A 20,344-nucleotide genomic window follows, 5' to 3' on the forward strand; every position below is an offset into this window, starting at 1 on the left:
TCACCGTTGGTCCCCCTAACCTCGCACGCCACCGCGGCGCGGGGAAAGAGCCGGGGGACCCATTACTACCCAGCTGTCCCGCCGGTGATCCCTGTCGCGTCGCACAGTGTCGTGGCCGGTCCGGCCGGCCCGGCTGGCTAGCATGGCCGGATGCGCGAGATGACCATCCGGCTGTTCGTGGCGGCGGCGATCGCCGAGGCCTGCTCGTGGGCCGCCCTGCTGGCCGGCATGGCCGTCAAGTACGGGCCGCCGCGCAACGAGATCGGCGTGCACGTGTTCGGCCCGGTCCACGGCGCGCTCTTCGTGGCGTACGGGCTGCTCGTGCTGGTGGTGGCCCGCCAGCGGCGCTGGTCGCTGTGGCACACCGCCGTCGCGCTGGCCTGCGCCGTGCCGCCGTTCGCCACGGTGCTCTTCGAGCGCTGGGCCCGCCGCCGCGGCCTCCTCGCCACGCCGGCCGCCACCGAGCGCCCCCTCACGCCGGTCGGCTGACCGCCGGGGGTCACCCGGCCAGGAAGTCGCCGAGCAGGGCGGCCAGCTCCACCGGCGCCTCCTCGGCCATGTGGTGGCCGGAGGGGATCGACGCCGCCCGCACGTCGTCGGCCCAGTCCCGCCAGATCGCCGCCGGGTCGCCGTACAGGTCGACCATGTCGTCCCGCTCCGACCAGGCGAAGAGCACGGGGCAGCCGATCCGCCTGCCGGCGGCCCGGTCCGCGTCGTCCGCCGCCCGGTCCGGGCCGAGTCCCGCCCGGTAGTCCTCGCACATGGCGTGCACCGTGGCCGGGTCGTGGATGGCCCGGCGGTAGTCGGCGTACGCCTCCGCGCCCATCGCCTCCGGCGAGCCGCCGTACCAGGCGTCCGGGTCGGCGTTGATCACGCGCTCGGCCGGCTTCGCGAGCTGGCCCAGGAAGAACCAGTGCCACCAGCGGGCCGCGAACCGGGCGTCGCAGCGCGCCAGGGCCTCGCCGATCGGCACGCCGTCGAGCACGCCGAGCCGGGTCACCCGGTCCGGGTGGTCCAGCGCGGTCCGCATGGCCACGTAGCAGCCCCGGTCGTGGCCGACGACGGCCGCGCGGGAATGACCGAGCGCGTCGAGCAGCGCCACGACGTCGCCGGCCATCGCCCGCTTGGAGTAGGTGGTGTGCGCCGGGTCGCTCGGCGGTTTCGACGAGTCGCCGTATCCCCGCAGGTCGGGGCAGATCACGGTGTGCCGGTCGGCGAGCAGCGGCGCCACCCGGTGCCAGGTGGCGTGGGTGCGCGGGTGCCCGTGCAGCAGCACCACCGGCGGCCCGGAGCCGCCGTGCCGGACCCGCAGGCGCACCGGGCCGACGTCGATGTGCTCCAGGGTGAATCCGGGGAACATGGCGAGCCGGTGCCCCGGCGGGCGGCAGCGGAAACCTCAGCCGAGCGCTGAGCAGGCGGCGACGCCGGCGACCAGCAGCACGCCGAGCGCCGCCTGCAGCAGCAGCGCCGGCCCCAGGTGCGACCAGACCGTGGCGGTGCGCGGGGTCAGCAGCTGACCGGTGGTCAGGTTGACGATGCGCTCGATCCGGGGCGGCAGGTCGGGGTCGCGCTGCGGGCGCAGGGTCAGTTGCAGGTGGTCGCCGGGGTGCAGGGCGCTCTGCGGCAGGTGGCCGTGCAGCTCCACCTCCACGAGCCGGTCGGCGGCGTCGCGTACGCGGACCGGCGTGACCAGGAACTCGGGCCCCTTCTTCAGCTCCTTGAAGCTGCGCCGCGCGCCCCCGCCGCCGCTGCTGAGCAGCGCCCGGACCACCCGCAGCAGCAGCCCCACCACGCCCGCCGCGGTCAGCACCCCGACGAGCACCGGCTGACCCACCCGCACCTCGCGGGCGTAGCCCTCCTGGAGGCGGGCCAACCGGCCGGTGACGATCCGTTCCGTCGGATGGACGGTGTGGCGGATGTGCAGCTCCGTGTCCATGTTCACCACCGAGAGTCCCGTCGCGTTCACTGATGGTATCGATTCCCCGGGTTGAACGACGTGAATGAACACCGGTCACGGCCGGCCCCGGAAGGTGACATCCGGGGTCGCGCGGGTATGCGTGCGGCCGAGCTGGAAAGGGGTCGAGCATGCAGCTGTCCTTCCTGCGCCCGCTCTACGACCGTCCCGGGCCGTGGTGCTCGGTGTACCTGGACGCCTCCCGCGACACCCATGACGCACGTCCGCAGGTCGACCTGCGCTGGCGCGCGCTCAAGGGGGAGCTGATCGGACAGGGCGCCGACCAGGCGACCGTCGAGGCGGTCGAGGAGGTGGTCCGCCGGCACCAACCGATGCCCGGCGACTACGGCATCGCCGTCTTCGCCACCCGGGGGCGGGTGGTGCTCACCGAATACCTCTCCGCACCGCCGCTGCGCGACCTGGCCACCTGGTCCGCGCTGCCGCACACCATGCCCCTGGTCGCCCAGCGCGGCGAGCAGATCGCCTGGGTGCGGGTGCTCGCCGACCGGACCGGGGCCGACGCGGTCGCGGTCAGCGCCGGCGGGGTGCCGCGGCGCGCCACGGTGAAGGGGCGGGAGAGCCGGCAGCTGCGCCGGGTGCAGCCGGGCGGCTGGTCGCAGTCCCGCTACCAGCGGGCCGCCATGGAGGCCTGGCACCACAACGCCGGTGACGCCGCGGCGGCCACCGCCGAGCTGGCCGACCGGGTCGGCGCGGACGTGGTGGTGGTGGCCGGGGACATCCGGGCCACCGGGATGATCGCCGCCCAGCTGCCCGAGCGCTGGCAGGACGTGCTGGTCCGCACCGACGCCGGCTCGCGCGAGAGGATCGGCGCCGACGACACCCTGATGGACGACATCACCGTGCAGACCATCGCCGAGGTCGCCGACCAGCGGATCGCCACCGCGCTGGACCGCTTCGGCGTGCAGGAGGACGTCGGCGCCGGCCTCGACGCCGTGGTCTCCGCCCTGCAACGCGACCAGGTCGACACCATGCTGATCGTCGACGACGCGTCCGCCGACGGCGAGCTGTGGGTGGGGCCGGAACCCACCGAGATCGCCACCGACCCGGCACAGCTGCGGGACATGTCCGTGGCCGACCCGCAGAAGGTACGGGCCGACGCCGCGCTGCTGCGCGCCCTCATCGGCACCGACGCCGAGCTCACCGTGCTCGCGCCGGAGGAGGCGCCGGAACTCACCGACGGGGTCGGCGCCGTGCTGCGCTACGTCGACGCCAGCACGCCCGGGCGGGGCAATGGCTGACCGTACGGTGGCGGACCTGGTCGTCGAACGGCTGCGGGCCTGGCGGGTGCCTCGGGCGTTCGGCTACCCGGGGGCGGCGATCGCCCCCCTGGTCGGCGCGCTCGACGCGGCGGGCGGGGACCCGGAGTTCATCCCGGCCCGCCACGAGGAGACCGCCGCGTTCATGGCCACCGGGCACGCCAAGTTCACCGGCGAGATCGGGGTGTGCCTGGCCACCCAGGGGCCGGCCGCGGTCCACCTGCTCAACGGCCTCTACGACGCCAAGCTGGACAGCAAGCCGGTGGTGGCGATCGTCGGCGAGGACGTCACGGGGCCGCTCGGCGGGGCGCACGAGGAGATCGGGCTGAGCCGCCTCTTCGGCGACGTCTGCAACCAGTTCGTCCGCTACGGCCGCACCCCGGACCAGGTACCGGTCCTGCTGGACCAGGCGTTCCGCACCGCGGCGGCCACCCGCAGCCCGACCTGCGTGGTGCTGCCGCACGCGTTGCAGCTCGCCGCCGTGCCCGACCTGCTGCCGCAGGCCGCCGGCGTGATGTCGGCGACGCCGGGGGAGCCGCTGGCCCGGGTGCTGCCGCACGACGCCGACCTGGACGCCGCCGGCGCGCTGCTCGGCGCCGGGCAGCGGGTGGCGATCCTGATCGGGCAGGGCGCGCACGGGGCGGCCGACGAGGTGGTCGCCCTCGCCGACCGGCTCGGCGCGGGCGTGGCCACCTCGCTGCTGGGCAAGCCGGTGCTCGACGAGCGGCTGCCCTTCCACACCGGGGTGCTCGGCGAGGTCGGCACGACCGCCGCGGCGCAGCTCATGGGGGGCTGCGACACCCTGCTCATGGTCGGCACCAACGACCCGTGGACCGACTGGTTCCCGATGCCGGGCCAGGTGCGCACCATCCAGATCGACATCGACGGCCGGCGCATCGGCACCCGCTACCCGGTGGACGTGCCGCTGGTGGGCGACGCCGCCGAGACCCTGCGCGCGCTGCTGGGGCGGGTGCCGGACCGGCCCAACGCGCAGTGGCGGGGCATCGTGGAGAGCTCGGTCGACCGGTGGCGGGACGCCGCCGCCGAGCGGGCCGCCGCGCCGGCCGAGCCGGTGAACCCGCAGCTCGTGCTGCAGGAGCTCTCCGCCCGGCTGCCGCGCGACGGCTCCGTCGCGGTGGACGTCGGTTCGGTCATCTACTGGTACGCCCGGCATCTGCAACTGCCTCCGGGCGTGCGGGCGCAGCTCTGCGGCACGCTCGGCTCGATGGGCTGCGCCCTGCCGTACGCGGTCGCCGCCAAGCTGGCCCGCCCCGACGAGCCGGTGCTCGCGCTGCTCGGCGACGGCGCCATGCAGCTCAACGGGCTGGCCGAGCTGATCACCGTGGCGCACCACTGGCAGGAGTGGCGGGATCCCCGGCTGGTGGTGCTGGTGCTGAACAACCGCGACCAGTCCGGGATGGGTGACGGACGCCCGCCCGGCGCGTTCGCCGCCCGGCGGCCCGACGTGCCGTACGCCGGCTGGGCCCGGCTGCTCGGCCTGCACGGGGTGCGGGTGGACCGGCCGGACCTGGTCGGTCCCGCCTGGGACGAGGTGCTCGCCGCGGACCGGCCCAGCGTGCTGGAGGCCGTGGTCGACCCGGCGGTGGCGCTGGACCCGCCCGAGCCGGCCCTGGCCGACCTGCGCGGCCTGTTCGCCGACGGGGACGCCGCCCGGCGGGTGCGGGAGCGGGTGCTGGAGACCGGGACGGCCGTGGAGGCGGAGGACCTGGTGTAGCGGGACCGGGCCACGCGTGAGGTCGGCACCGCCCTCGGTCGGGGGCGGTGCCGACCGCTGTCGTGCCGCCGGGCCGCGCTGCTTTCGCCCCCGTTCCGCCCGCGACGGCGGGGCACGGCGGAACTGCTCCGGTGCGTGCCGCGCGCGGTGCCGCCGCCCGCCCGCTGATTGGTCCGACCCGTGGGGGGATGCCCCGTTTAGACCCCAGAGGGACGGGAAGCCGGGCCGCGTGGTGAGCGAACGAGGCAAGGTGGGGCCGGGGCGGAAGGTGCCGGTGGGGCCGACGACGGCCGGCGCCGGGCTAACCGGCGACCGGGTCGTGGCGGCGGGTAGCGCCGCCCGGCTCCTGGTCGCCGTGACGGCCCGGGCGCTGCGCGGCGACGACTGCGGCGACCTCGGTCACCCGGGGCCGCTGTCGCGCTTCACCGGGGCCCCGGAGCCGGTGCGCCGGGCCGCCGCGGCACGGGCCGCCGGTCGGGCCGCGCTCAGCCCCGCACAGGTCGCCGACGTGGACGCCGAGCGGGTGGCCGGCTGGTTCGTCGACCAGTACCCGGCCCGCCGCTGGCCCGGTGCGGTGTTCGGCTCGCCGCACGGCGCCGCGGCGCACCTCGCGGTGGCGCTCGGGGTGCCCTGGCTGCCTGCCGGCTTCGAGGTGGCCGCGCACTGGACGCGGGGCGCGGTGGACCGCCCGGACGCCGCGCTCGACCACGGCGCCGCGCTGGCCGGCCGGCTGCTCGCCGGCAACGCCCGCGTGCACGTCCGGCAGGTGCACTGCCCGGCCAGCCGGGGCGCGTCGGCGGGCGCCACGGTGGCTCTCGCGGTGCGCTGGCGGGCGCTGCCCGTGGCGTACGCCCGGTTCCTGGCCGAAGGGCTGGAGCCCGGGGCGCCGGTGCTGCTGCTGCACGACGCGCGCACGTGGCCGGTGCGGGACGAGGGGAGCGGGCACAGCTTCCAGGTCGGCTGCCCGGCCAGCGGCCTCGACCCGGTCGACTTCCACCCGGACGCGCACGCGCTGCGCCAGGTGCTCCGTTCGGCGGGCGGCGACGGCGCGCGCTGGGCACCGCCGGACGTCACCTCCCCGGCGGCGTTCGCCGAGAACGGCGTGGAGTCCGGTTTCGAGCACGACGCCCGGGAGTGGGGCGGCCGCCAGGGACACCCGCTGCACCGGGTTGTCGTCCCTCAGCCGGACGCGCTGAGCGCGGCCACCGCGGACCTGTACCGGCGCTGGCTGCGCCGGGCCGGCAAGACCGGCGACCGCCTGGTGGTCGAGTGCGGCCGGCTGCTCGACCCGTGGCAGGTGCTCCGGGCGGGCCTGGTGCCCTACTGGTGCGAGAACGCGACCCGCCGCCGGGTGCAGGGGGCCGAGTGGTGGCTCGCCGGCAGCGAGCCGTTCAGCTCGGTGGACGTGCTGCCGGAGCCGCCCGGGATCCGCTCGCCGGCCCTCGCGGGGCTGCCCCAGTGGCTCGCGGTGGCCGGGTTCGGGCGCCGCCGGCGCGCCCTGGACAGGGGCTCCGCGCGCGGCTACCCGGTCACCGCGGTGCCCACCCGCCGTGCCACGGAGGTGTTGCGCAACCAGGCCTACGACCTGCCCGTGCCGCCGCCGCTGCGGATGGCCGAGGCCCTCGCCGCGCTGCGCGACGCGGGCGCCCACCAGGGGTTGCTGGTCTCCTGAGGCCGGCCGTCGGCGGGTCGCCGACCAACCTGGCGAAACATCCTCGCGATCCTGCGGACCGTGATTGAGTACCTACGGAGCGGGAACACCGCTCGCCGCGGAACGGCCCACGACGCCGTGCGGCGGGCGGCCGCCGCTTCCGGCGTGCCGTCACGTAACCCAACTTCCGGCCCGGTGTGTGGCTCGACCACGCGCACGACCGGTTCCGATCCGGGCGGGGGACCTTCCTGAGGGAGGCGCGGATGTTCGGACAGACCACCACACCCACACCACCACCGACCGAGCGGGGCCTGGAGGACCTCGACGCGGCGGCGCTGGCGTACGCGGCACGGATCGCCGGCCTGCCACCCGAGCGGCGGCAGGAGGCACGGGACGACCTGGTGCGCTTCGCGCTGCCCTTCGCCGGGCGGCTGGCCCGCCGCTACCGGGGCCGCGGGGAACCGCTGGAGGACCTGGAGCAGGTGGCCCGCCTCGGCCTGGTCAACGCCGTCGACCGGTACGACCCGGAGCGCGGCTCGTTCACCGCGTACGCGGCCATCACCATCGTCGGCGAGATCAAACGGCACTTCCGGGACCGCACCTGGGGTGTGCACGTGCCGCGCCGGCTGCGCGACCTGATCCTGGAGGTCGGGCAGGCGACGGCGGCGCTGACCAGCGAGCTGTCCCGGGCGCCGACGGTCGCGGAGCTGGCCGAACGGCTGGAGACGCCCGAGGAGGAGATCCTCGCCGCGCTGGAGTCGGCCGCCGGCTACAGCCCGGCCTCGCTGAACGCGCCGGTCGGCGGGGAGAGCTCCGCCGAGTTCGGCGACCTGGTCGGCGAGTCGGACAACGCCCTGGAGTCGGTCGACGACCGGGTCACGGTCAGCGGCCTGCTGCACCGGCTGCCGTGGCGCGAGCGGCGGATCCTCGCCATGCGCTTCTACGGCAACCAGACCCAGGCGGAGATCGCGGCCCGGTTCGGCATCTCGCAGATGCACGTGTCCCGGCTGCTCTCCCGGGCCCTGACCTGGCTGCGCCAGGCGATGCTCGCCGACGCCCCGCCACCGTGGCAGAACGGCGCGGCCGAGTCCGAGCCGGCCAGGGCGAGGATCTCGGTGAAGCAGAACGGCGACCGGGTGGTCGTCGAGGTCGGGGGAGAGGTGGACCGCGACGGCGCGGACCGGCTCCGCAAGGCCATGCTGGAGGCGGTCACCGGGCAGCCCCGCGAGGTGGTGGTCGACCTGGTGGGCGCGGGCGGCTTCGACGCGGGCGGGATCGCCGCGCTGATGGCCGGCCGGGACGCCGCTGCGCGCACCGGGGTGCCGCTGCGGCTGACCCGGGTGCAGCCCGCGGTGCGCCGTTCGCTCGCCGCGGCCGGCCTGCCCGCCGCCGACTGATCCGTCCGGACCGCGCCGGCTCCGTCCACCGGGGCCGGCGCGGTGCCGTACCCGACGGGACCGGGGCGGGCGGCGCGCGCGTACCCGAGCGAAAGGGGCCGGCGCCCGACGGCGCCGGCCCCTCCGCGGTGCGGTCCGGTCAGTCCTCGGTGCTCTCGCCGTGCCCGCGGGGGTGTTCCCAGCGGGGGTTCGACGGCTTGCTGCGCTGTGGACCCAGCTGGGTCTCGTCCGGCTCGATCGTCTCGTCGAAGCTGGGCCGGCGCACCTCCTCCGGCTCCGGCACCTCGACCGGCCGCGCGCCGGACTGCGGCGCGGGCTGGTACTCGACGGCCTCGCGGGCGCCGTGCGCGCCCTCGGCGGCCGGCGACTCCGGGGTGTACGGCACGTGGCGCAACTCCTCCGTGAAGTGCTGCGGCGGCTTGGTGGTGCGCTGCGGCAGGTCGCGGCCCAGGTCGGAGACGAGTGGGCCGTACTTGGCGTCGAAGGCGGGCCGCTCGGAGCGGATCCGCGGCATCCGGTCGAAGTTGCGCAGTGGCGGCGGGCAGGTGGTGGCCCACTCGAGGGAGTTGCCGAAGCCCCACGGGTCGTCCACGGTCACCATGGCGCCGTAACGCCAGGACTTCCAGATGTTGTAGATGACGAAGAGCGTGGACGCGCCGAGCAGGAAGGACCCGAGGGTGGAGATCACGTTGAGCGTGGTGAAGCCGTCGCCGGGCAGGTAGTCGGCGTACCGGCGGGGCATGCCCTCGGCGCCCAGCCAGTGCTGGACCAGGAAGGTGGCGTGGAACCCGATGAACATGGTCCAGAAGTGCATCTTGCCCAGGCGCTCGTCGAGCAGCCGCCCGGTCATCTTGGGAAACCAGAAGTAGAGCCCGCCGAACGCGGCGAAGACGATGGTGCCGAAGAGCACGTAGTGGAAGTGGGCCACCACGAAGTAGGTGTCGTGCAGGTGGAAGTCGGCCGGCGGGCTGGCCAGCAGCACCCCGGTGAGTCCACCGAACAGGAACGTGACCAGGAACCCGATGGCGAACAGCATCGGCGTCTCGAAGGTGATCTGCCCCTTCCACATGGTGCCGATCCAGTTGAAGAACTTCACGCCGGTCGGCACCGCGATGAGGTAGCTGAGGATGCTGAAGAACGGCAGCAGCACCTGGCCGGTGGCGAACATGTGGTGCGCCCAGACGGTCATCGACAGCACGGTGATCGCGATGGTGGCGAGCACCAGACCGGTGTAGCCGAAGATCGGCTTGCGGGAGAAGACCGGGATGATCTCGGTGATGATGCCGAAGAACGGCAGCGCCACGATGTAGACCTCGGGATGGCCGAAGAACCAGAACAGGTGCTGCCAGAGCATCGGCCCGCCGGTGGTCGGGTCGAAGACGTGCGAGTGCAGGATCCGGTCGGCGCCGAGTGCGAACAGCGCGGCGGCCAGCAGCGGGAAGACCAGGATCACCAGGACGCTGGTGAGCAGCAGGTTCCAGGTGAAGATCGGCATCCGGAACAGCGTCATGCCGGGCGCGCGCAGGGTGATGATCGTGGTGATCAGGTTGACCGCGCCGAGGATGGTGCCCAGCCCGGAGACGGCCAGGCCCACCACCCACATGTTCCCGCCGACTCCCGGGCTGTGCTGCGACTCGCTCAACGGCGTGTACGCGGTCCAGCCGAAGTCCGCCGCGCCCTGCGGGGTGACGAACCCGCCGAGGACGATGAGGCCTCCGAAGAAGTAGAGCCAGTACGCGAAGGCGTTGAGTCGGGGAAAGGCCACGTCCGGCGCGCCGATCTGCAACGGCACGATGTAGTTGCCGAACCCGAACACCATGGGCGTCGCGAACAGCAGCAACATGATCGTGCCGTGCATGGTGAACAGCTGGTTGTACTGCTCCGGGGACAGGAACTGCATGCCGGGCTGGCCCAGCTCCCCCCGCATGAGCATCGCCATGAACCCGCCGATGATGAACCACGCGAAGGCTGTGCCCAGGTACAGCAGGCCGATGAGCTTCGCGTCGGTGGTGCGCAGCAGCCGCCACAGCGAGTCGCCCTTGACCGCCCCCCGGACCGGGCCGGGAAAGCCGCCGAACCGGGCCGGCGCGAGGATCGCAGGCCCCCGGTCTCGTGGCTCCGTGACTACCCGCTTAGGCATGGCTTCTCACCCCGTGTGACGACAGACAGGACGGGCACGCGTACCCGACCCTCTGCCCATCAAACCAGGCGAGAGCGGAGAATTCGGTCAGTTCGCCGGCAGCATGGCCCAGACCACCTTGCCCGCGCCCGCCGGGGTGCTGCCCCAGCGCTGGGTCAGCTCGCGGACCAGCATCAGCCCGCGCCCGCCCTCGGCCCGCGGGTCGCGGTCGGTCGCCGCCCGCGGGTCGGCCGGGCTGCCGTCCATCACGGCCACCCGCAGGTACGGCCGGCGCAGGGTCAGCGTCACCTGCATCGGGGTGCCGGCGTGCCGGACGACGTTGCCGACCAGCTCACTGAGGACCAGGGAGGCGGGGCCGGCCAGTTCCGGGATGTTCCACCGGCCGCACGCGTCGGTGACCAGCTCGCGGGCCCGCCGGCAGGCCCCCGCCACCGGCTCCAGCCGGGCGCGCAGCCGCGGGGCCGCGACCGTCCCGGCCAGCGCCGCCGCCTCCGCGCAGTCGCCGCGGACCGGGACCACCCGGCAGGCGGTGGTCTCGGTGAGCCAGGCCGCCGCCTCCGGCGGCGGCGCGGACAGCACCATGGGCACGGCCGGCCAGTCCGCGGCCCGGCGGGCGGCGGCCGCGAAGACGGACAGGGCGAGCGGGTCGGTGACGGCCAGCTTCTCCAGGTCGACCACGAGGGCGTCCGGCTGCGCGGCGAGGCACCGGTCGAGCACGGTGTGCACCGAGCGCATCGTGCCCAGGTCGAGCGCGCCCGCCAGCCGTACGACGGTGACCGGCGTCTCGTCGCGGACCTCGCACCTGATCCGGGTCGACATCCAGGCCCTCGTTTCCATCTCGTCGGGGATCTGGAAATACCCGCGCCCGGGGCGGGTGAAACCGGACATCCGGCTCCGGGTGGGCCTGGTCAGCGCCGCTTTGCGCCCCGGGTGGTGAGCAGCCCGAGGGCGATCATGCCGACCCCGAGCAGGAAGTGCAGCCAGTTGTCCGCGCCGTTGAGCGGGATGAAGTTCGCGCCGCTGTTGTGGTCGACCACCAGGCCGTAGAGCCAGAGCACGAGATAGATCGCGCCGCCGCCGACCAGGAACGCCCGCGCGCCGGAGACCGACCGGGCCAGCAGCAGGCCGGCGATCCCGAACAGCAGGTGCACGATGTTGTGCAGCACCGAGGTCTGGAACAGGCCGAGCAGCTTGGCGTCGGAGTCGTGCCCGGCGAACTTGAGGTCGCTGTAGTGGGTGGTGATGCCGGGGATGAAGCCCAGCACGCCGATCACCAGGAAGAGCACGCCGACCGTCGCCGCGGCCCGGCGTACCGGCGCGCGGCCGTCGGCCGGGTTGCGTCGCCCACGGGAGTGGGCCATCGAGTTCGTCATGCCGGCCTCCTCGCCAGACAAGGGACCGGGCGGCTTTCCCGGGCACACCGGGGGCAAACGCGCAACCGGCGCGAACCCTCCGGGTCAGGCCGGCTGCAACGACCGGGCGGCGAGCCGGCGGACCCCCTCGTACAGCTCCACGTACCGCTGGGCCATCCGCTCCGGGGTGAACCGGGCCGCCGCCTCCCGCCGGCACTCGTCCTCGTCGAGCAGCCCGGCGGCCAGCACCAGCTCGCCCAGCTCCTCCTCGTCGGCGGTGAGCAGCCCGGTGCGGCCGTGCTCGATCAGCTCCGGCAGGCACCCGCGGGTGGTGGCCACCACCGGCGTGCCGAGCGCGAGCGACTCGACCACCGCGGTGCCGCCGGGCTCCTCCCAGCGCAGCGGGAACAGCGAGGCCCGCGCCCCCGCCACCAGGTCGTCGCGCTCCTGCCCGGCGACCGTGCCGACCCAGCGCACCAGGTCGCCGTCGACGTGCGGGGCCACCCGGTCGTAGAAGAACCGCACATCCGGGTTCTGCCGGGCCTCGTCGCCCGCCGCGGCCAGGTCCTCGGGCCGGTGGTACGGCCCCACCGGCCCCGCCAGCACCAGCGGGAAGCCGACCTGCCGGGCCAGCCGGGCGCCCAGGTCCTGCCCCTTGCCCGGGTTGATCCGGCCCAGGATGACCACGTGCTCACCCTTGGCCACCGCCGGCCGGCGGTCCGCGCCCACGGCCAGCGGGGTGGACAGGTGCACGTGGCCGACCGAGTGCTCCTGGAGGGCCCGCGGGGCGCGGGCCAGTTGTGCGGCGGAGACGCCGTTGACCCGCACCCGCTGGCCGCCGTCGAGGTTGCCGTACAGCTCCGGGTGCTTGGCCAGGTCCCAGTGCAGGGTGTGCAGCGCCGGCGGGGCGTCCGGGCCCATCGCGGCCAGAGTGGCCAACCCGGCCGCCTCGACGTGATCGTGCACCAGGTCGATGTCGTCGCGGGCGCGCAACGCGCGCACCACGCCGTGCAGGTGCGCCTGGGCCACCCCGCAGACCTGGTTGTACGGCCGCTGCAGGTTCTGGAACTGCCCGTCCGGGAAGACCGAGATCCGCTCGTCGACCGGCAGCGTGCTGCTCTCCACCGAGGCGAGCACCACCCGCACGCCGAGCCGGCGCAGCTCCGGCACCAGCGTGGCGACCACGTTCTCGATCCCGCCGTAGCCGGGTGGCGGCACGGACAGCCAGGGACCCGCGTTCATCAGGACGGTGAGGGTCATCGTGCGCGGTCCCTTCCTCCTGCGGCGCTCACCGGTTCACGCCGCCACACGCCGGCGCGGCACCCGGTGTCGCAGCTGCGCCAGTGGCGGCCGTTCCTCGATCGAGACGTCGCTGACCACGATCTCGCGGTCCAGGTTGGGCAGCGCCTCCGAGCCGCCCCGCCGGAACTGGGTCAACAGGGCGGTCGGCTCCAGGCCGGGCACCGCCCAGCCGCGCCGCTGCAACCGGGACCAGACGGTCAGCAGGATCTGCGCCGACATCCGGCCCAGCGCGGCGGTGTCCTGGTGCCGGTGCTTGCGCTCGCCCAGGTCCACCTGGGCCAGCGCGTCCAGCCCGACCAGCTCCAGCAGGTCGATGAGCATGGCCGTCTCGACGCCGTAGCCGGAGACGAACGGCAGCTGCGCCAGCACCTCGCGGCGGCCCGCGTACTCCCCGGCCAGCGGCTGGACGAAGCCGGCCAGCTCCGGCCAGAACAGGTTCAGCAGCGGCCGGGCCATCAGCTCGGTCACCCGGCCCCCGCCGTCGGCCTCCACGCCCGTGGTCCCGACCAGGGGCCGGTGGTAGAAGCCCTTCACGAAGTCCACCGACGGGTCGGTGAGCAGCGGCCCGACGAGGCCGGTGACGAAGTGCGGCCGGAACTCCCGCAGGTCGGCGTCGACGAACGCGACGACGTCACCCTCCGCCGCCGCCAGCCCGGCCCACAGCGCGTCGCCCTTGCCGGTGAGCCGGGGCAGCCCGCGCGTCATGGCGTCCTGGCTGACCACCTCGGCGCCGGCCGCCCGGGCCACCTGCGCGGTCCGGTCGGTGGACCGCGAGTCCACCACGATCAGCTCGTCCACCAGCGGCACCCGGTCCATCAGGTGCTGCCGGATCGTCGAGACGATCGCCCCGACGGTCGCCTCCTCGTTGTGGGCCGGCAGCACCACGCTCACCCGGCTCGGGCCCTTGGCCCGCAGCAGGCGACGCGCCGGCCAGTCGTCGGCGGACGTGGTGCGGTACGTGGCCCAGGCCTCCACCACAGGTGAGACGGTCGACTCTGTATCCCGCACAGGCACTCTCCCAGATCGTGGTGGAACCACGGGCTCCTGGATTGCCCAGTCCGCGGCCCGTGCTAACCGGATCATGCCGAACACCTGATCACCAGTCCGGTACGGGCCGGTTCCCGCGCGGTGAACGTCTGATTGCGCGTCCGTCCGCGTTTGACGATGCGCCCGCCCGGGGAGTGCTTTCGGCAGTCTGTCGTCGTGGAAGGGTCGGGAGTATGCGCGCGTGCCGGGTGGGACTGGTCGGGGCCGGCGGGGTGGCGCAGCGCCACGCCCGTGTGCTGACCGGCTTCGAGGACGTGGAACTGCTCGGGGTGACCGACGTCGCCCGGGAGGCGGCGGAGGCGCTCGCCGGCGCGCACGGCGCCCGGGCCTTCCGCGACGTGGACGACCTGCTCGCCGCCGGCCCGGACGCGGTGTACGTCTGCGTGCCGCCGTTCGCGCACGGTCCCGTCGAGGAGGCGGTGATCGACGCCGGGGTGCCGATGTTCGTGGAGAAGCCGGTGGCGCTCGACCTGGAGACCGCGGAGCGGGTCGCCACGCTGGTCGAGCGGCGCGGCCTGCTCACCGGGGTCGGCCACCACTGGCGCTACCTGCACGTGGTGGAGGAGGCCCGGCAGCTGCTCGCCGACCGTCCGGTACGGATGGTCAACGGCGCCTGGCTGGACAAGGTGCCGCCGGTCGCCTGGTGGGCGCGCCGGGACCGCTCCGGCGGGCCGGTCGTCGAGCAGGCCGCGCACGTCCTGGACCTGGTCCGGCTGCTGGTCGGGGAGGCGACCGAGGTGACCGCGTACGGCGACGGCACCCCGCCGCCGGTGGAGGGCGCGGACATCGACTCGGTCACGGCGGCCACCCTGCGCTTCGCCTCCGGTGCCGTCGGCACTCTGGCCGCGGCCTGCGTGCTCGGCTGGAAGCACCGGGCCGGCCTGGAGATCCTCGCCGACGGGCTGGCCCTGTCGCTGGCCGAGGACGGCCTGACCGTCTGCGACGCCGAGGGCGAACGGCACCTGCCCGCCGACCCGGACGGCGCCCGGGTGGCCGTCGACCGGGCCTTCGTCGACGCGGTCCGGGGGATCGGCGACGACGTCCGGGTCCCGTACGCCGAGGCGCTGCGCACCCAGCGGCTGGCCCTGGCGGTGGCCGAGTCGGCGCGTACCGGGCGGGCGGTGGCGCTGCCCACCGGGCCGGCCGCGCGGCTCACCGCCGCGGTCGCCGACGCGGCGCCGGCCGGGCCGACGGGGGTGGCCGTCGATGCGTGACCGGGTGGTGGTGGTCAGCGCTCCGGGCCGGGTCGAGCTGGTCGAGCAGGACGCGGCCGAGCTGCGCGAGGGCACCTTCCGGGTGGAGACCCTGTTCAGCGGGGTCTCGGCGGGCACCGAGCTGAGCTACGTCAAGGGCACCAACCCCTATCTCCACGTCACCTGGAACGCCGACCTCGGGCTGTTCCGGCCCGGCGGCGCCGGCACGCCGTACCCGGTCACCCGGCTCGGCTACATGCAGGTCGGCCGGGTGGTGGAGAGCCGCACCCCGGCCGTCGCCGTGGGCACGGTCGGCGCCATGACGTACGGCCACCGCAGCGGCCACGTCGCCGACCCGGTCGCCGAGCGGTTCGTGCCGCTGCCCGACGACCTCGACCCGCTGCTCGGTGTCTACGTCGCGCACATGGGCCCGATCTGCGCCAACGGCCTGCTGCACGCCGCCGCCGACCTGTGCGGCACCGACGTCCGCTCGCTCGGCGACGGGGTACGCGGGCGGCGGGTGGCGGTGGTCGGCGGTGGAGTGGTCGGGTTGCTCACCGCGCTGTTCGCCCGGCGGCACGGCGCCGCCTCCGTGGTGGTCCTGGACCCCACCCCGGCCCGGCGGGAGGCGGCCGAGGCACTCGGCCTGGAGACCCTCGACCCGGCGGCGGGCGACCCGGCCGTGGTGCTCAAGACCCGCTGGAACCACGCCGCCGGCGACCGCGGCGCGGACGTGGTCTTCCAGTGCCGGGGGCAGGACTGGGCGCTCCAGCTCGCGCTGCGGCTGCTGCGGCCTCAGGGCACGGTGATCGACCTGGCGTTCTACCAGGGCGGCGCGGACGCGGTCCGGTTCGGCGAGGAGTTCCACCACAACGGGCTGTCGCTGCGCTGCGCCCAGATCGGCCGGGTGCCGCGTGGGCTGGCCCCCACCTGGGACCGGGAGCGGCTCTCCGCGGAGACCGTCGAGCTGCTGCGCCAGCACGGTGACCTGGTCCGCAAGCACCTCGTCTCCGCCGTGGTGCCGCTGGACGAGGCGCCCGTGCTGCTCACCGACCTGGCCGAGCGGCGCCGCTCGGAGCTGCAGGTGGTGCTCACCGGCTGAGCCTGGGCGGGCCCGGTTACGGTGCTGCCATGACCACCGACGCCGCCCGCCCGCCGGGGCTCGCCGCCCTGCTGCCGTACCTGCGCGCCCACCGCGGCACTCTCGTCGCGGTGGGCGCGCTGTCGTTCACCGGCGCGGGGGCGGCGCTGGCCCAGCCCCTGCTCACCCGGGGTGTGCTCGACCGGATCACCGCCGGCCGCCCGGCCACCGGGCTGGTCGCCGTCCTGGTGGCCCTCGTGGTGGTCGGCGCGCTGCTCGGCGGGCTCCGCGACTTCCTGCTCCAGCGCACGGCCGAGGGGCTCGTGCTGGGCACCCGGCGGCGGCTCGCCGGGCACGTGCTGCGGCTGCCGATCGCCGAGTACGACCGGCGCCGCACCGGCGACCTGCTCTCCCGGGTCGGCGCGGACACCACGCTGCTGCGGGCGGTGGTCACCTCCGGCCTCTTCGAGACCGTGACCGGCGCGGTCATGGTGCTCGGTGCCGGCACCGCCATGCTGCTGCTGGACCCGCTGCTGTTCGGGGTGACCCTGGCCGCCGTCGCGGTCGGCGTCGGCTTCGCCCTCACGGTCGCCCGGCGGGTGCGCGGGCTGGCCCGGCAGGCCCAGGAACGGGTCGGCGAGATGACCTCCGCCGTCGAGCGGGCCATCTCCGCGGCCCGGACCATCCGGGCCAGCCGCGCCGAGGGGCGGGAGACGGCGACGGTGGTGTCGAGCGCGACCGAGGCGTACGCGGCCGGGCTGCGGGTGGCCCGGGCCCAGGCGGTGGTGGGCCCGGCCAGCACGGTCACCGTCCAGGGCGCCTTCCTGCTGGTGCTGGCCGTGGGCGGGGCCCGGGTGGCGTCCGGCGCGATCGGCGTGGGCGACCTGGTGGCCTTCGTGATGTTCCTGTTCTTCCTGGTGCTGCCGTTGGGGCAGGCGGTGCACGCGTACACCCAGTTGCAGACCGGGCTCGGCGCGCTGGCCCGGATCGAGGAGATCCTCGCCGTGCCGGGGGAGGGCGCCGACGAGCGGCCGGCGCCGGTCACCGCCCGGCCCGTCGCGTCCGGGCCGGCCGCGCTGGAGTTCGACCGGGTCGACTTCGGCTACCCGGGCGGCCCGCCGGTGCTGCACGAGGTGAGCTTCACCGTGTCCGCCGGGACCCGCACCGCCCTGGTCGGCCCGTCGGGCGCCGGCAAGTCCACGCTGCTCGCCCTGGTCGAGCGCTTCTACGAGGTGACCGGCGGCGCGCTGCGGCTGGACGGGGTGGACGTGCGCGACCTCCCGCGGGACGCGCTGCGAGCCCGGCTGGGCTACGTGGAGCAGGAGGCCCCGGTGCTCGCCGGCACGCTCCGGGACAACCTGCTGATCACCGCGCCGGACGCCACCGACGACCGGCTGCGCGCCGTGCTCGACGAGGTCAACCTCGGGCACCTGGCCGAGCGGACCGCCGCCGGGCTGGACGTGCAGGTCGGCGAGGGCGGCGTGCTGCTCTCCGGCGGGGAGCGGCAGCGGCTGGCGATCGCCCGGGCGCTGCTGGCCGGGCCGCCGGTGCTGCTGCTCGACGAGCCGACCAGCAACCTCGACGCCCGCAACGAGGCCGCGCTGCGCCGGGCCATCGACGCCGTCGCCGTGCGCCGCACCCTGCTGATCGTGGCGCACCGCCTCTCCACCGTGGTGGACGCCGACCAGATCGTGGTGCTGGACGCCGGCCGGGTGGTCGCCGTCGGCACCCACGACGAGCTGACCTCGACCAGCCCGCTCTACCGCGAGCTGGCCACCCACCAGCTCCTCGTCGGCTGAGCGCGGAAAATGCCCTGACCTGGGGAAACAGTCCCAAACTCGGACACGGCCCGGCGACCGCCCCGCACGGGTGTCACAATCGGCTCCCGTTCGCGTACCGTTGCCGCTCATGGGTGTGTCGCAACGTCTGAAGACCAGGTTCCGGCGGTTCCTCCAGCGCCCGGGAACGACCGTCGACCTGGCCCCGCTGGAGAAGCTGCTGCCGGCGATCGAGGCCCGCGAGGCGGAGCTGGAGAAGCTCTCCGACGCGGAGCTGACCGAGGCGGCCGGGCAGGCCACCGGCTACGAGGAGCTCTGCGCGGTCGGCCGCGAGGCGGCCCGCCGGGGCCTCGACCAGCGGCCGTACGACGTCCAGCTGCTCGGCGCCATGGCGCTGCTCTCCGGCAAGGTCGCCGAGATGGCCACCGGTGAGGGCAAGACGCTGACCGCGGCCATCGCGGCCTACGGGCACGTCCGGATGGGCAACGGCCCGGTGCACGTGCTCACCGTCAACGACTACCTGGCCCGCCGCGACGCCGAGTGGATGGGCCCGGTCTACGCCCTGCTCGGGCTCACCGTCGGCTGGGTCAACGAGGCGTCCACCCCCGAGGAGCGGCGCGCCGCCTACGCCTGCGATGTCACCTACATCGCGGTCAGCGAGGCCGGCTTCGACTTCCTCCGCGACCAGCTCGTCACCGACCTGTCCGAGCGGGTCCAGCCGGCCCTGAAGACCGCGATCGTCGACGAGGCCGACTCCATCCTCATCGACGAGGCCCGGGTGCCGATGGTCCTCGCCGGCGCGGTCCCCGGCGAGCAGGACCCGGTGCACGCCGCCGCCGCACTGGTGCGCGGCCTGCGCAAGGACCGGCACTACACGATCGCCGATGACGGCCGCAGCGTCGCCTTCACCTCGGTCGGCCTGGCCACGGTCGAGGCCAAGCTGGGCGGCATCGACCTCTACGACGAGGAGCACGTCGGGCAGCTCTCCGCGGTCAACGTGGCGCTGCACGCGCACGCCCTGCTGCACCGCGACGTGGACTACATCGTCCGCGACAAGTCGGTCGAGCTGATCGACGAGATGCGCGGCCGGGTGGCCCAGCGCCGCCGCTGGCCGGACGGGCTCCAGGCGGCGGTCGAGGCCAAGGAGGGCCTGGACGCCACGGCCGAGGGCGAGGTGCTCGGCACGATCACCGTGCAGGCCTACATCGCGCTCTACCCGACGGTCTGCGGGATGACCGCGACCGCGGTCCTCGTCGGCGACCAGCTCCGCGAGTTCTTCGGCCTCGAGGTGGCGGTGATCCCGCCGAACACCCCGTGCGTCCGGGAGGACGAGACGGACCGGATCTACGCCACCCGGGCCGAGAAGGAGGAGGCGCTGATCGACGAGATCCGGCGCTGCCACGAGGCCGGCCGTCCGGTGCTGGTCGGCACCCTCGACGTGAAGGAGTCCGAGGGGCTCGCCGCCGGCCTGCACGCCGCCGGGGTCTCCTGCGTGGTCCTCAACGCCAAGAACGACGACGAGGAGGCGGGGATCATCGCCGAGGCCGGCGCGTACGGCGCGGTGACCGTCTCCACGCAGATGGCCGGCCGGGGCGTGGACATCCGGCTGGGCGGCAGCGACCAGGCCGACCAGGAGCGGGTCGCCGAGCTGGGCGGCCTCTACGTGATCGGCAGTGGCCGGCACGACAGCCGCCGCGTCGACGACCAGCTGCGTGGCCGGGCCGGCCGCCAGGGCGACCCGGGTGGTTCGGTCTTCTTCGTCAGCCTGGAGGACGACCTGGTCGTGCGGCACGCCGGCGACACCGTCCCGGCGTCGCCCCGGATGAACGCCGACGGCCTGGTCACCGACCCGCAGGTCGACTACGCCGTGGAGCACGCCCAGCGGGTCGCCGAGGGCGTCAACCACGAGATCCACCGCAACACCTGGCGGTACAGCCAGGTGATCGAGCAGCAGCGCAAGGCGCTGGCCGAGCGCCGGGAGCGGCTGCTGACCAGCGACATCGCGGCGCTCATGCTGCTGGAGCGGGTGCCGGAGAAGGCCGGCGAGATGGACGAGGACCTGCTCGCCGAGGTGGCCCGCAAGATCGCCCTCTACCACCTGGACCGGCTCTGGGCCGAGCACCTGGCCGAGCTCTCCGAGGTCCGCGAGGGCGTGCACCTGCGGGCGCTCGGCCGGCTCGACCCGCTGGACGAGTTCCACCGCAGCGCCGTGCCGGCGTTCAACGCGCTGATCCCCGAGATCGAGACGCGGACCATCGCCACCTTCGAGGAGACGGAGTTCTCCGACGGCTGGGAGCCGGACGCCGCCAAGCTGGTGCGGCCGACCGCCACCTGGACGTACCTGGTGCACGACAACCCGTTCGGCTCGGAGCTGGACCGGCTGATCGCCTCGGTGGGGCGGCGGCTCATCTCCGGCTCCCGCTGATCGTCCGCAAGG

The 20,344-nt window shown here is 74.8% G+C and carries 16 protein-coding genes; 9 read left to right on the forward strand and 7 right to left on the reverse strand.

Translation table 11 applies throughout. The features are described 5' to 3' along the window. Positions 1-150 precede the first annotated feature (150 nt). On the forward strand, positions 151-489 hold the full coding sequence (locus ABZ452_RS19995; protein ID WP_357944841.1) for a DUF3817 domain-containing protein: 339 nt from the start codon (positions 151-153) through the stop codon (positions 487-489). Positions 490-499: 10 nt separating this feature from the next. Here the strand turns inward: ABZ452_RS19995 and ABZ452_RS20000 are convergent, their stop codons facing one another. Next, a complete protein-coding gene (locus tag ABZ452_RS20000) occupies positions 500-1,360 on the reverse strand; it encodes an alpha/beta hydrolase (protein WP_357944844.1) in 861 nt (286 codons plus the stop codon). Positions 1,361-1,396: 36 nt separating this feature from the next. Then, positions 1,397-1,945, reverse strand: coding sequence for a hypothetical protein (locus ABZ452_RS20005; protein WP_357945352.1), 549 nt, complete (start codon positions 1,943-1,945; stop codon positions 1,397-1,399). 140 nt (positions 1,946-2,085) lie between these two features. Between ABZ452_RS20005 and ABZ452_RS20010 the strand changes: the two genes are divergently transcribed. The 4 genes from ABZ452_RS20010 to ABZ452_RS20025 all read left to right on the forward strand — a co-directional run bounded on the left by ABZ452_RS20010 (position 2,086) and on the right by ABZ452_RS20025 (position 8,014). Further along, entirely contained in the window at positions 2,086-3,213 is a 1,128-nt protein-coding gene (locus ABZ452_RS20010) for a Vms1/Ankzf1 family peptidyl-tRNA hydrolase (protein ID WP_357944846.1), read from the forward strand. Then, positions 3,206-4,966, forward strand: coding sequence for a thiamine pyrophosphate-binding protein (locus ABZ452_RS20015; RefSeq protein WP_357944849.1), 1,761 nt, complete (start codon positions 3,206-3,208; stop codon positions 4,964-4,966). The genes ABZ452_RS20010 and ABZ452_RS20015 overlap by 8 nt, the downstream gene beginning before the upstream one ends. 274 nt (positions 4,967-5,240) lie before the next feature. Then, positions 5,241-6,638, forward strand: coding sequence for a hypothetical protein (locus ABZ452_RS20020; protein WP_357945355.1), 1,398 nt, complete (start codon positions 5,241-5,243; stop codon positions 6,636-6,638). Between the two features lie 242 nt (positions 6,639-6,880). Beyond that, positions 6,881-8,014: a SigB/SigF/SigG family RNA polymerase sigma factor gene (locus ABZ452_RS20025; RefSeq protein WP_357944852.1), complete on the forward strand. Its 1,134-nt coding sequence runs from the start codon at positions 6,881-6,883 to the stop codon at positions 8,012-8,014. 139 nt (positions 8,015-8,153) lie between these two features. Here ABZ452_RS20025 and ctaD read toward each other — a convergent pair whose 3' ends face one another. The 5 genes from ctaD to ABZ452_RS20050 all read right to left on the reverse strand — a co-directional run bounded on the left by ctaD (position 8,154) and on the right by ABZ452_RS20050 (position 13,783). Beyond that, positions 8,154-10,154 carry a cytochrome c oxidase subunit I gene (gene ctaD, locus ABZ452_RS20030; RefSeq protein ID WP_357944854.1) on the reverse strand — a complete coding sequence of 667 codons (2,001 nt, stop codon included), beginning with the start codon at positions 10,152-10,154 and terminating at the stop codon, positions 8,154-8,156. A gap of 87 nt (positions 10,155-10,241) precedes the next feature. Continuing rightward, positions 10,242-10,973, reverse strand: a complete 732-nt coding sequence (locus ABZ452_RS20035) for an ATP-binding protein (protein WP_357944857.1) — start codon at positions 10,971-10,973, stop codon at positions 10,242-10,244. Positions 10,974-11,062: 89 nt separating this feature from the next. Next, positions 11,063-11,527 (reverse strand): DUF4383 domain-containing protein, encoded by a 465-nt coding sequence (locus tag ABZ452_RS20040; protein WP_357944860.1) that lies wholly within the window; start codon positions 11,525-11,527, stop codon positions 11,063-11,065. A gap of 84 nt (positions 11,528-11,611) precedes the next feature. Beyond that, complete coding sequence (locus tag ABZ452_RS20045) at positions 11,612-12,766, reverse strand: glycosyltransferase (protein ID WP_357944862.1); 1,155 nt, start codon at positions 12,764-12,766, stop codon at positions 11,612-11,614. A 36-nt stretch (positions 12,767-12,802) separates the two neighbouring features. Beyond that, positions 12,803-13,783 (reverse strand): glucosyl-3-phosphoglycerate synthase, encoded by a 981-nt coding sequence (locus tag ABZ452_RS20050; RefSeq protein WP_357945358.1) that lies wholly within the window; start codon positions 13,781-13,783, stop codon positions 12,803-12,805. 245 nt (positions 13,784-14,028) lie between these two features. On the opposite strand from ABZ452_RS20050, the gene ABZ452_RS20055 reads away from it, so the two are divergent. The 4 genes from ABZ452_RS20055 (at position 14,029) to secA2 (ending at position 20,332) form a co-directional block, all read left to right on the forward strand. Continuing rightward, entirely contained in the window at positions 14,029-15,069 is a 1,041-nt protein-coding gene (locus ABZ452_RS20055) for a Gfo/Idh/MocA family oxidoreductase (protein ID WP_357944864.1), read from the forward strand. Further along, positions 15,062-16,150, forward strand: a complete 1,089-nt coding sequence (locus tag ABZ452_RS20060; protein WP_357944866.1) for a zinc-binding dehydrogenase — start codon at positions 15,062-15,064, stop codon at positions 16,148-16,150. Before ABZ452_RS20055 ends, ABZ452_RS20060 begins: the two co-directional genes overlap by 8 nt. 29 nt (positions 16,151-16,179) lie before the next feature. Further along, positions 16,180-17,928, forward strand: coding sequence for an ABC transporter ATP-binding protein (locus tag ABZ452_RS20065; protein ID WP_357944869.1), 1,749 nt, complete (start codon positions 16,180-16,182; stop codon positions 17,926-17,928). Between the two features lie 109 nt (positions 17,929-18,037). Then, the gene (gene secA2, locus ABZ452_RS20070; protein WP_357944872.1) at positions 18,038-20,332 is read left to right on the forward strand and encodes an accessory Sec system translocase SecA2; all 2,295 of its coding nucleotides are present in this window, start codon (positions 18,038-18,040) and stop codon (positions 20,330-20,332) included. Positions 20,333-20,344: the final 12 nt, after the last annotated feature.

Source organism: Micromonospora sp. NPDC005707, from assembly GCF_040631005.1.
Lineage (GTDB): Bacteria > Actinomycetota > Actinomycetes > Mycobacteriales > Micromonosporaceae > Micromonospora.

Coding starts and splice junctions, on each gene's coding strand:
- ABZ452_RS19995 (WP_357944841.1), top strand. CDS start 151: ATGCGCGAGATGACCATCCGGCTGTTCGTGGCGGCGGCGATCGCCGAG.
- ABZ452_RS20000 (WP_357944844.1), bottom strand. CDS start 1,360: ATGTTCCCCGGATTCACCCTGGAGCACATCGACGTCGGCCCGGTGCGC.
- ABZ452_RS20010 (WP_357944846.1), top strand. CDS start 2,086: ATGCAGCTGTCCTTCCTGCGCCCGCTCTACGACCGTCCCGGGCCGTGG.
- ABZ452_RS20015 (WP_357944849.1), top strand. CDS start 3,206: ATGGCTGACCGTACGGTGGCGGACCTGGTCGTCGAACGGCTGCGGGCC.
- ABZ452_RS20025 (WP_357944852.1), top strand. CDS start 6,881: ATGTTCGGACAGACCACCACACCCACACCACCACCGACCGAGCGGGGC.
- ctaD (WP_357944854.1), bottom strand. CDS start 10,154: ATGCCTAAGCGGGTAGTCACGGAGCCACGAGACCGGGGGCCTGCGATC.
- ABZ452_RS20035 (WP_357944857.1), bottom strand. CDS start 10,973: ATGTCGACCCGGATCAGGTGCGAGGTCCGCGACGAGACGCCGGTCACC.
- ABZ452_RS20040 (WP_357944860.1), bottom strand. CDS start 11,527: ATGACGAACTCGATGGCCCACTCCCGTGGGCGACGCAACCCGGCCGAC.
- ABZ452_RS20045 (WP_357944862.1), bottom strand. CDS start 12,766: ATGACCCTCACCGTCCTGATGAACGCGGGTCCCTGGCTGTCCGTGCCG.
- ABZ452_RS20055 (WP_357944864.1), top strand. CDS start 14,029: ATGCGCGCGTGCCGGGTGGGACTGGTCGGGGCCGGCGGGGTGGCGCAG.
- ABZ452_RS20060 (WP_357944866.1), top strand. CDS start 15,062: ATGCGTGACCGGGTGGTGGTGGTCAGCGCTCCGGGCCGGGTCGAGCTG.
- ABZ452_RS20065 (WP_357944869.1), top strand. CDS start 16,180: ATGACCACCGACGCCGCCCGCCCGCCGGGGCTCGCCGCCCTGCTGCCG.
- secA2 (WP_357944872.1), top strand. CDS start 18,038: ATGGGTGTGTCGCAACGTCTGAAGACCAGGTTCCGGCGGTTCCTCCAG.